We start from the raw sequence: 10,025 nt of genomic DNA, 5'->3' as shown, positions 1-10,025 counted from the left end.
TTTTTTTGCAACTTTTTTTTGTTTGGAACGTCTATACATGATGGGATAAAATAATATTCTAACATTCGAGCGTAAAAAAACAGTTGCCTTTTTGTAAAAAGAGTATTAAGATGGATGATGGTTAATAAGAAACTTATTTATGGTAAAAAATAGTATCTCCGTAATTTTAAGGAGGAATCTGTATGGGAAAGAGTATCAAAAAACATCGTTTTTTATTGCTGGCAACGGTATGGTTATGGCTAAAAACATATATTGTCTATAAAACTAGTTTTGATATTGAAATTGAGTCGTGGGTGCAAGAATTGATATTGTTTATCAACCCGCTCAGTTTCTTGTTGTTTATTTTCGGTTTTTCTTTATTTATGAAAGAAAAATCGCGCAACCGTTACATCGTGGCGATGAGTCTGTTCATCACCGCTTTATTATATGTCAACGTGATGTTTTACCGCTTTTTTAACGATTTTATTACGCTTCCGGTGCTGTTTCAAACGAGCAATATGGGCGATTTAGGAAACAGCGTATTCGAGCTATTCCGCTTTACGGATTTGTTGCTGTTTGCCGATGTAGTGCTTTTTGCATGGCTTGTACGGAAAAAATCTTCGTTCGTTTCGTTTGAACCGGTGACGAAGAAGGAGCGGCATGTGTATATTTTAACGCTTGTGGCGGTCGCTTTATTGAATCTCGGACTTGCAGAGGCAGAGCGGCCGCAATTATTAACGAGAACGTTTGACAGAAAGATGTTGGTAAAAAATATAGGGATGTATAACTATTTGATTTACGATGCCGTTTTGCAATCTAAAACAAAAGCGCAGCGGGCGTTAGCGGACAGCAGTGAGCTAGCGGACATTGAAAACTATATTCGCGCCAACGAAAAAGCGCCGAATAAGCAGTTGTTTGGCATTGCCAAAAACCGAAATGTCATTATCGTTTCGATGGAATCATTGCAAAGTTTCGTCATTAACAACACTGTGAACGGACAAGAAATTACGCCGTTTTTAAATGACTTTATTAAACAAAGTTACTATTTTGATAATTTTTACCATCAAACAGGGCAAGGAAAAACATCCGATGCGGAGTTTTTAATCGAAAACTCATTGTATCCGTTAGGGCGCGGTGCTGTCTTTTTCACCAATGCGACGAACGAATATAACGCGACGCCAGAGATTTTGAAAAACTACGGGTATTATACAGCGGTTTTTCACGCAAACAATAAAAGCTTTTGGAATCGCGACGTGATGTATCAATCGTTAGGGTATGACCGCTATTTCTCATTAAACGATTTCGATGTAAACGAAGAAAATTCAGTGGGCTGGGGATTAAAAGACAAATATTTCTTTGAACAATCGATTGCGTATTTAAAAACGTTGCCGCAGCCGTTTTACACGAAATTCATTACTTTAACGAACCATTTCCCATTTGAACTAGGGGAAGAAGATCGAATGGTGCCAGAATATACATCGAACAGCCGTACGTTAAACCGCTATTTCCCAACGGTTCGTTACATGGATGAATCGTTGAAACTGTTTATTGAGTCGTTGAAAAAAGAGGGGTTGTACCAAAATTCAATTATTATTTTGTACGGTGACCATTACGGCATTTCGGAAAACCATAACGAAGCGATGGCTCAATATTTAGGGAAACAAGAAATCACACCGTTTGATCATGTGCAATTGCAGCGTGTTCCGCTGATTATTCATATTCCAGGTGTAACAGATCGGGATCCGAAAGTGATTTCGAAAGTATCCGGACAAATTGATGTCAAACCGACGCTGCTTCATTTATTAGGCATCGATACGAAAAACGATCTTCACTTCGGTCAAGATTTGTTTGCTAAAGATAAGCTCGATTTTGTCGTGTTGCGTGACGGTAGTTTCGTTACAAAAGACTATGTCTATAAAGATAACGTTTGTTACGACAAAAAAACGGGCTTAAAGACGGACATATCGTATTGTGAACCGTATGTGGAAAAAGCGAAACAAGAACTTGATTATTCGGATAAAATCGTATATGGGGACTTGTTGCGCTTCTATAATGGGAAAAACGGAACGAACTATAAAAAGTAAAAGAAGCGGGCTCCATAGGATGAAACGCCTATGGAGCCTTGTTTTTTCCTTCGTTCATTTTCTTTGACGCTTTATCATATGTTGAAAAGAAGACAGAAAGAAAAAGGGGGTCATCTGTTCATGATTCGTGCATATGAAGGGGATACATTACAGATGTATAGCAAATGGTTTTCTGTTCCGTATGAATTAGTCGCGGATGCGAATCCGAACGTAAGCAACGAGCTGCATGGGGGAGAAATCGCCCGTATTCCTGGCTACGATGTTGTTACCTATCATAGCCAAACAGCGGAAACGTTGGCGCAGATTGCGAGATCGGTTTCGCTCCCTGTTGAAGCGCTTCAACGAATGAATGAGGATCGACTCTTGTTGCGCATCCCACGCCGCATCGAAACACCGTTTGTCAACGGAAAAAGAAATTATGATTTCGTGGCGATGAAACAAGATATTGACGATTTATGCGCTTATTATCCGTTTATCAAACAAAGAGTGATCGGAACAAGTGTATTAGGATGGCCGTTGATCGAGCTGACGATCGGATGTGGTCCGAAAAAAATCCATTTGAATGCTTCTTTTCATGCAAATGAATGGATTACAACAGCGGTGATTATGACGTTTATCAATGAGTATGTGTTACGGTTAACGAGCGGGAAGCTTTGGTGCGGCCATTCTCTGCTCGATTACTATAAAAAAGTCACACTGTCGATCGTGCCGATGGTCAATCCGGACGGAGTGAATTTAGTGTTAAATGGACCTCCTGATATAGAGCCCTACCGAAGCGAAGTGCTACGCCTCAACGGAGGGAACGTTGATTTTTCCCAATGGAAAGCGAATATTCGTGGTGTTGATTTGAATAATCAGTTTCCTGCGAAATGGGAAGTGGAGCAGGCGAGGAAAATTCCGAAAGCGCCTGCGCCCCGTGATTTTCCGGGTTTTGCTCCACTTACTGAGCCGGAAACGAAAGCGATGGCGGCACTAACAGAAGAAAGCGACTTTGCGATGATTGTCGCGTTTCATACACAAGGGAAGGAAATTTATTGGGGATATGAAGGATTTGAGCCGATAGAATCTGAGCGAATCGTTAACGAACTAGCGAAAGCAAGCGGGTATCAAGCCGTTCACTATATCGACAGTCATGCGGGCTATCGCGATTGGTTCATCCAAACGTGGAAGCGTCCTGGGTACACGGTGGAGTTAGGAGAAGGAGTCAACCCGTTGCCGATCGAACAGTTTGATTCAATTTATGAAGAGAGTTTGAACATGCTTCTTGCTTTATTATTGTCCATAAGTTGAGGAGATAAAATGATTCGGATTATAATAGGAGAAGGAGAAAATGAACATAAAAGGGGCTAGAAATATGGCGATTGTTGATGTTACGGTGATTCCAATTGGTACAATAAGTCCAAGTGTAAGCGAATATGTGGCAGAAATCCAAAAAATGTTAGAAGCATATAAGCGGGACGGGAAGATCGATTTCATGCTGACACCGATGAATACGATTATCGAAGGGGAGCTTCCGGTGTTGTTTGAAGTGATTCAAGCGATTCATGAAGTTCCGTTTTCGAAAGGGATTCAGCGGGTGGCAACGAATATCCGCATTGATGACCGTCGCGATAAAACGCGAAGCATGGCCGATAAACTGGCAAGCGTACAAGAAAAACTAAAACAAGAGGCTTGAAACGCGCCTCTTGTTTTTAGACTGTGCTTGTTGGAAATCCATTGTGAAGAACGGTCATTACTGTAAACCAGCCGAATACAGCTACTGTCCCTAAGCCGAATAGCAAAGCAAGTATATTTTTTTCACGCAACGAGCGTACGACTCCGTAAAGCGCTAACAATGTCACTAACGAAAAAATAATGACTAAACCCATTATACTCCCCCCTTTTTCGTAATGAAACTGTATGTAAAAATAAAGAATCTCTTTACATTTTAATCGTTTTTTTCATATTTGTCGAGGTCGAAAATGCGGATTGTGACATCATAGGTAGCGGCTACTTTTGTCAATAATTCCTCGTACTGCTTAGCGATGTAATAGATGGTTGTGTCTGTTTTTTCTTGGGCGATCATATATTCTTCAAGCTGCAGAAGAAACATGTCGATTTCGATCGGGTCGCCATCGGCAATCGAAAAAGCAGTAACGAGTGATTCGTAAAGATAGAAACGCTCATTCAGTGATTCAAATCCGTAATCGGTAAAAAGCGGTGTCAATATCGGTTGTTCGATTTCGATGAGCGCTTCATAGTCGTGTATATGGGTCGGAAGTTCGGAAACGATCAGCCATTCTTCATCGTGATCAGTAATAATATCGCTTTCAAATGGTTTTGAAACGGAAAGAGCGTATCGTTTAATCATATAATTCCCCTTCTTTTTCTTTTTATTGTAACAAACAAATCATTAGAGTAAAATGATGGATATAGAGAAATGGAGGGATATTTGTGAAATGGGAACGCATTCCGCTTGGACCGTTGCAAACGAACGCTTATATTTTGTCGCATTTGGATGGAACGTGCGTCGTTTTTGATCCTGGAAGCGAGGGAGGAAGGCTCGTTCGCTATATTGAAGAACAAGGCTATCAGCCGCTGGCGATCTTGTTGACACATGCGCATTTTGACCATATTGGTGCGATTAACGATGTCATAAAGAAATGGCCGGTTCCGGTATATATTCATGAGCAGGAAAGAGAATGGCTGTCGGATCCGCTATTGAACGGCTCGGCTTATTTTATCGGCGAACAAGTGAAAGCTGTTTGTACTCCGCATTGTTTGCGGGACGAAGCGACGTTAACGATCGGGAATTTTACATTTGAGCTATTGGAAACGCCGGGACATTCGCCGGGCAGCATTTCATATTATTGCCGGGAAATAGAAACCGTCTTTTCCGGTGATGTACTGTTTGCTGGAAGCATTGGGCGCACCGATTTGCCAGGCGGGAACTACGAACAACTTATGCAGAGCATTCATGATCGTTTGCTTGTGTTGCCGGAAGAAACGGTTGTGTTGTCGGGACACGGTCCGGAGACGACGATCGGAACAGAAATGGATACGAATCCGTTTTTACACGGGTTTTAAAAAGGGGTTCATAAAAAAAAGCCCTTCTCCATTGAGAAGGGGCTTTGGGGGATGTTCTATCCATATAATGGGAGGGGATATAGTTAAGCTACTATCATAACAATATAACAATATTTTTACTATGTCAATAGTGAAAACTTTAAAGGGGAAAATAAAATGTGTGACTATATTTTTGAAGCGATTGCATCATCGCCGCAGCAGCGAATATCGTATGCGGATTATATGAATCTTGCTTTATACGATAAAACGCACGGCTATTATATGAAAGAGCGTACAAAAATTGGTCGTTCCGGAGATTTTTTTACAAGCATCTATGTTTCGGATGTATTCGGGAAGTTGTTCGCTTTTTTGTTCATCCGGCTCGTTAAAACGGGGCAGGTTCCCCCGCGCATTTGCGAGTTAGGTGGAGGGGATGGGAAATTTGCCCGAGCGGTTTTAGAAGAGTGGAAAGACAGATCATTTCATACATATGACATGTTGACATATTCCATCATTGAAACAAGTCCTTATCAACGGGCAAAGCAGCGGGAAACGCTTGGGGATTTCAGTGGAAAAGTCGTACAGTATACGAGTATCGATGAATTTCGGCAGCAGCAAAAACAATTTTCAGGGATTGTTTTCAGCAATGAATTTTTCGATGCGCTGCCTGTCCATGTCGTGACGAGCGAACAAGGGATGTTGTATGAACTATTTGTGACCGTTCGGCACGGACGGTTGCTGGAAGAAAAGCGGCCGCTCGAAAATGAAGACATTGTTTGTTATTTACGCGAACGAAATATTTCGCTCGCAGACGGACAGCGGCTGGAAATACCGCTAGCAATGAAAGCGTTTATACTCGAAAACGCCACTCTATTTGAACAAAGCGTCATGTTTACCGTTGATTATGGGTACACCGATGAAGAATGGAAACAAATGCCACGACAGCAAGGAAGTTTACGTGGTTATTATCAACATCAGCTCCTTTCTAATCCACTTGCATATCCCGGAGAAATGGACATAACTGCTCACATTCAATGGGATGCCCTTCGTTTGTACGGGGAGAAAGCCGGTTGGGAGTGGGTGAATACGATCAGGCAAGACCGCTTTTTATTGGCTTCGGGTATGCTTGATTATTTAGTGGCACACCATGACCCCAATCCGTTTTCCGAGCAAAGCCGGCGCAATCGGGCGATTCGCTCGCTCATTACCGATGAAGGAATGAGCGCTTCCTTCCAAGTGATGATCCAGCAAAAAAATGTGCAGATCGCCTGGGAAAACATATGGATAGAGCCAGACTTTCTATAACAAAACAAAAAAGCGATGGGATTCCATCGCTTTTTTGTTTTTACTCTCCCATCCCTAGAACCATCATAAATGTTGTCCAGTACGTAAATGCGGCGAAGAAGATCGTTAAGTACGCTCCAAAAATATAGATGTACATTCGCTCCGTTAATTTTAAGTAGCCAAGCAATAAGAAAAATACCGTTTGGCCAAAGAAAATTAAGGAAGTCGTATACATGTGGCCAAGATAAAACATCACGGCAAAAATGCCTGTCCAGAACGATAACACGCGGAACATCCGATCCATTATGTATCCCTCCTTTTCTCACTCTTAAAACATTGCCTCTACATATTATAATGTACATGTAATCAAGGTGTAAACAGCGCTTTCAAAATTCAATACGAAATTAGCTGTGAGCGGTAGTGTTTACTGGCTCAACGGCGGATGTCAACTTTGATTAGGAGATGCTACAACAGCACGGTATGAACAGGAATCACACCCGCTTGTCATGCTTTCGAGTTCTACTAATTCTACCTCATCAAAGAGGGCTTCAAACATGCCGCGTAAAAACGCATGATGCATGCTGCACACCATTTCCGGCTGATGAAAGGCGACTTCCTTAAATGGGCAGTTAAAGACTTGGAAATAAATTTTTTGCTCTTGCTCGTTATAATCAAACGCTGGATAAAATCCGGCCGTTTCCGCTGCTTCTTTTAATATGCTTACCTTTTCAGCAAACGATAACTGCTTCACCGGTTGATCATGTGGGAGGCGGTGTTCGATCAATTCTTTACCAAAGCTTTTCCCTGTCTCGTATAGCGCTTTTTTTCCTGCTTCCCCTAGCTTCATCATTGTTTGAATTGCAATTCTCGAAAGAAGTTGATAATCCCGGAACGGGAAATGAAGCTGAATGACATCGTCCGACAGACGATATAGACGGCTTGGACGTCCGCCTTTTCCTGTTTTTTGTGTTTCGGAAACGAGCATATTCACATCTTCAAGTTTAGTTAAATGAAGGCGGGCAACGTTCGGATGAATGTTAAACGCCTCAGCAATTTCTTGAACCGATACTTCTTTATGCTTTTTCGTAATATATTCGTAAATATAGTAACGAGTTGGGTCTGCCAATACGTTCGTAATTTTTAAAATTTGTTCCATTGTTTTTCACCTCTAGACTGTCGATGCTATGTTTATTATAATACACTCATTTTTCCATTGGAATCATATTTATAGTAATTAATTGTAAAGTTCATGCAAATTTCATGAATTTTTCACCTTTTTGTCTTTAAAAAAAATTTGTCATTTTTTCAGAACATAAAGAAGGAATTTGCAAAAATGTGGCGAAAATATAAATCGAAACAGAATGAAAAGGGGTGAATGGATGAACGAAATTGAAAAAATAGCTGATCGGTTAGTAAAGGAGGCAACGGTTTTGCGAGCGTCAGATATTCATATCGTTCCAAAAAGAGACGATGCGGTTGTCCAATTTCGCATCGATGGAACATTAGCGATGAAAGAAACGTTGACAAAAGACGTGTATGAACGGCTTGTTGCCCATTTTAAATTTTTGGCGGACATGGATATCGGCGAGCGACGGCGCCCGCAAAGTGGGGCGATGGAAATGAACCAAGAAGGTACGATTATCAGCTTGCGATTATCAACGCTGCCAACGTTTTATGACGAAAGCCTCGTTATTCGTCTTCTTCCGCAAGACTCATTTCTTCCCCTTTCACAACTTTCGTTATTTCCAAATGTAACGAGAAAATTGTTGTCGTTTCTACATCATTCCCACGGGTTGCTCATCTTCACAGGGCCAACCGGTTCCGGAAAAACAACGACGTTATATACGCTGCTGCGCGTATGCCAAACCGAGTGGAACCGCAATGTAATTACGCTCGAAGATCCGATTGAAAAACGAACGGAAAATGTATTGCAAGTACAAGTCAATGAAAAAGCAGGAATTACGTATGCAACAGGATTGAAGGCAATTTTGCGCCACGATCCCGATGTGATAATGGTCGGCGAAATTCGCGATGCGGAAACGGCAAAAATTGCTGTGCGAGCGGCGCTAACCGGTCATTTAGTGATTATAATAGGACAATGCAAGTGGACACCGAATCAATAGAACTCGATGTCCACGATTTTGACGCTATCTACTTTCGGTTGATTGCTTATTTTATCGACAACTAGCTTCTTCACAACCATTTGTAAGAGCGTCTTCTTCTCGACGGGTTCGAGAAAGTTCCAGTTTACAATTATGTTTCTTATTACTTCTTTCACGTCGGTTTCCGACGTTTTTTCTTTTTTTGGTTGTATTTGTTCCAGCTCTTTCTTGAGCGCTTCTTCTTTTTCGTTTTCTTCTTTCATACGCTTCCTAAAGTCCTCATCGCTAATCGTATCATTCGCCCATGCGTATTGCCATTTCACACGTCTTTTTTCAATCGCTTTTAGTTCGGTTTGGATCCACTCTCGACGCTCTTTTATGTGCTTTTCCTCCTCGTTCCTACTCTCGATATTAGCCAACAATCGCTCATTGAACTCAATGTCTTTGAGAAATTGTAGGAACTTTTGTTCAATGAAGCGTTCTGACATGTTTGGTTGGTCACAAAGCCCTATCTTTTGTTTTGTGCAGTAGTATGATCGTGGTCTGTGTATCTTTTCACCACGTCGCGAGAAGCCATATTTTCCTGCGAGCGGCGCTCCGCAGCGGGCGCATTTTGCGACGCCTGAAAACACAAATTCACTTGTCGCTGAACGTGGGTGAGCGGTTTTTCTTTTCTCGATGATTTTCTGTGCCCTCTCGAATACTTCTTCTGAAATGATAGCTGGAACAGCGCCATCTACTTCGAAATAGTTCTCTTGATTGACGCGGTAGTTATAACGCATCGTGCCGATATATAACGGATTGGTGAGTACATATTTCACTTTGTTGCTTGTCCATGCAGCGCCCGATTTCGTTGCCATCCCTTGATTGTTGAGCGACAATGCTATCTTGTGCATTCCCATGCCCGAAAGGTACATGTCATATATTTTTCGCACGACAGCAGCTTCCTGCTGGTTGATTACGAGCGTATCAGTCGCTCGGTCTATATCATACCCATATGGCGGGACGTTTATCACCCATTTCCCTTGTCGTGCCTTTTCTTGCATGCCCATGCGCACGCGCTCGGCAAGGTTTTCGCGCTCCCATTGCGCCATCGCTGCAACTATAGTGATGAACATACGCCCCATTGCTGACGTGGTATCGTACACTTCTGTCGCTGACTTGAATTTACAATTGTGCTTCTCGAATACCTCAAGAAGCTTGTACAAGTCGAGGACAGAACGAGTGAGACGGTCGAGCCGATACACAAGGACGCAATCAATGAGACCTTGCTCAATATGTTTCAGCATTCGTTTCATTTCAGGTCTTTCCAAGTCTTTCGCACTGTACCCGTCGTCGATGTAGAAACCGACAACATCCCAGCCTTGTGAAACGCAATACGCCTCCAGCTTGTTCCGTTGCGCTTGTATCGAATATCCCTCACGCGCTTGGTCTTCTGTTGATACGCGGATGTAGAGAGCAACTCTCATTTATTATCCCCTCCTACAAAAATAGGCGGGAGCGACCCGCCCTGTTAAATCCTTAGCGCTAA

10 protein-coding genes and 1 pseudogene are annotated in these 10,025 nt (G+C 42.2%); 6 read left to right on the top strand and 5 right to left on the bottom strand.

What is annotated here, in order from left to right; all coding sequences use genetic code 11:
* Positions 1 to 182 precede the first annotated feature (182 nt).
* The 3 genes from HNQ34_RS08760 (at position 183) to HNQ34_RS08750 (ending at position 3,738) form a co-directional block, all read left to right on the top strand.
* Positions 183 to 2,063, top strand: coding sequence for an LTA synthase family protein (locus HNQ34_RS08760; protein WP_183253661.1), 1,881 nt, complete (start codon positions 183 to 185; stop codon positions 2,061 to 2,063).
* A 120-nt stretch (positions 2,064 to 2,183) separates the two neighbouring features.
* The gene (locus HNQ34_RS08755) at positions 2,184 to 3,353 is read left to right on the top strand and encodes a M14 family metallopeptidase (protein WP_183253659.1); all 1,170 of its coding nucleotides are present in this window, start codon (positions 2,184 to 2,186) and stop codon (positions 3,351 to 3,353) included.
* Positions 3,354 to 3,417: 64 nt separating this feature from the next.
* A complete protein-coding gene (locus tag HNQ34_RS08750; protein WP_183253844.1) occupies positions 3,418 to 3,738 on the top strand; it encodes an MTH1187 family thiamine-binding protein in 321 nt (106 codons plus the stop codon).
* 16 nt (positions 3,739 to 3,754) lie between these two features.
* On the opposite strand, the gene HNQ34_RS08745 is transcribed toward HNQ34_RS08750, so the two are convergent.
* Positions 3,755 to 3,931, bottom strand: a complete 177-nt coding sequence (locus tag HNQ34_RS08745; protein ID WP_183253658.1) for a DUF2759 domain-containing protein — start codon at positions 3,929 to 3,931, stop codon at positions 3,755 to 3,757.
* Between the two features lie 59 nt (positions 3,932 to 3,990).
* Complete coding sequence (locus HNQ34_RS08740; RefSeq protein ID WP_183253656.1) at positions 3,991 to 4,413, bottom strand: hypothetical protein; 423 nt, start codon at positions 4,411 to 4,413, stop codon at positions 3,991 to 3,993.
* An 83-nt stretch (positions 4,414 to 4,496) separates the two neighbouring features.
* On the opposite strand from HNQ34_RS08740, the gene HNQ34_RS08735 reads away from it, so the two are divergent.
* Both HNQ34_RS08735 and HNQ34_RS08730 read left to right on the top strand, forming a co-directional pair.
* Positions 4,497 to 5,129 (top strand): MBL fold metallo-hydrolase, encoded by a 633-nt coding sequence (locus HNQ34_RS08735; protein WP_183253654.1) that lies wholly within the window; start codon positions 4,497 to 4,499, stop codon positions 5,127 to 5,129.
* A 156-nt stretch (positions 5,130 to 5,285) separates the two neighbouring features.
* Complete coding sequence (locus HNQ34_RS08730; protein WP_183253652.1) at positions 5,286 to 6,413, top strand: class I SAM-dependent methyltransferase; 1,128 nt, start codon at positions 5,286 to 5,288, stop codon at positions 6,411 to 6,413.
* 40 nt (positions 6,414 to 6,453) lie between these two features.
* Here the strand turns inward: HNQ34_RS08730 and HNQ34_RS08725 are convergent, their stop codons facing one another.
* Positions 6,454 to 6,696 (bottom strand): DUF2626 domain-containing protein, encoded by a 243-nt coding sequence (locus HNQ34_RS08725; protein WP_183253650.1) that lies wholly within the window; start codon positions 6,694 to 6,696, stop codon positions 6,454 to 6,456.
* A 141-nt stretch (positions 6,697 to 6,837) separates the two neighbouring features.
* On the bottom strand, positions 6,838 to 7,548 hold the full coding sequence (locus tag HNQ34_RS08720) for a helix-turn-helix transcriptional regulator (RefSeq protein WP_183253648.1): 711 nt from the start codon (positions 7,546 to 7,548) through the stop codon (positions 6,838 to 6,840).
* Positions 7,549 to 7,771: 223 nt separating this feature from the next.
* Here HNQ34_RS08720 and comGA point away from each other — a divergent pair.
* Positions 7,772 to 8,479 (top strand): annotated as a pseudogene (gene comGA, locus HNQ34_RS08715) (competence type IV pilus ATPase ComGA); the annotation flags it as partial.
* A gap of 29 nt (positions 8,480 to 8,508) precedes the next feature.
* Here comGA and HNQ34_RS08710 read toward each other — a convergent pair.
* Positions 8,509 to 9,963 carry a recombinase family protein gene (locus HNQ34_RS08710; RefSeq protein WP_183253645.1) on the bottom strand — a complete coding sequence of 485 codons (1,455 nt, stop codon included), beginning with the start codon at positions 9,961 to 9,963 and terminating at the stop codon, positions 8,509 to 8,511.
* Positions 9,964 to 10,025: the final 62 nt, after the last annotated feature.

The organism is Anoxybacteroides tepidamans, from assembly GCF_014201465.1.
Classification (GTDB): Bacteria; Bacillota; Bacilli; order Bacillales; family Anoxybacillaceae; genus Anoxybacteroides; species Anoxybacteroides tepidamans.
Note: the sequence above shows the minus strand (reverse complement) of the source record. Positions and strands in the feature narration are given on the sequence as shown.

Excerpts from the sequence above, each read along its gene's own strand:
- HNQ34_RS08760 (WP_183253661.1), top strand. The coding sequence starts at position 183 with ATGGGAAAGAGTATCAAAAAACATCGTTTTTTATTGCTGGCAACGGTA.
- HNQ34_RS08755 (WP_183253659.1), top strand. The coding sequence starts at position 2,184 with ATGATTCGTGCATATGAAGGGGATACATTACAGATGTATAGCAAATGG.
- HNQ34_RS08750 (WP_183253844.1), top strand. The coding sequence starts at position 3,418 with ATGGCGATTGTTGATGTTACGGTGATTCCAATTGGTACAATAAGTCCA.
- HNQ34_RS08745 (WP_183253658.1), bottom strand. The coding sequence starts at position 3,931 with ATGGGTTTAGTCATTATTTTTTCGTTAGTGACATTGTTAGCGCTTTAC.
- HNQ34_RS08740 (WP_183253656.1), bottom strand. The coding sequence starts at position 4,413 with ATGATTAAACGATACGCTCTTTCCGTTTCAAAACCATTTGAAAGCGAT.
- HNQ34_RS08730 (WP_183253652.1), top strand. The coding sequence starts at position 5,286 with ATGTGTGACTATATTTTTGAAGCGATTGCATCATCGCCGCAGCAGCGA.
- HNQ34_RS08725 (WP_183253650.1), bottom strand. The coding sequence starts at position 6,696 with ATGGATCGGATGTTCCGCGTGTTATCGTTCTGGACAGGCATTTTTGCC.
- HNQ34_RS08720 (WP_183253648.1), bottom strand. The coding sequence starts at position 7,548 with ATGGAACAAATTTTAAAAATTACGAACGTATTGGCAGACCCAACTCGT.
- HNQ34_RS08710 (WP_183253645.1), bottom strand. The coding sequence starts at position 9,963 with ATGAGAGTTGCTCTCTACATCCGCGTATCAACAGAAGACCAAGCGCGT.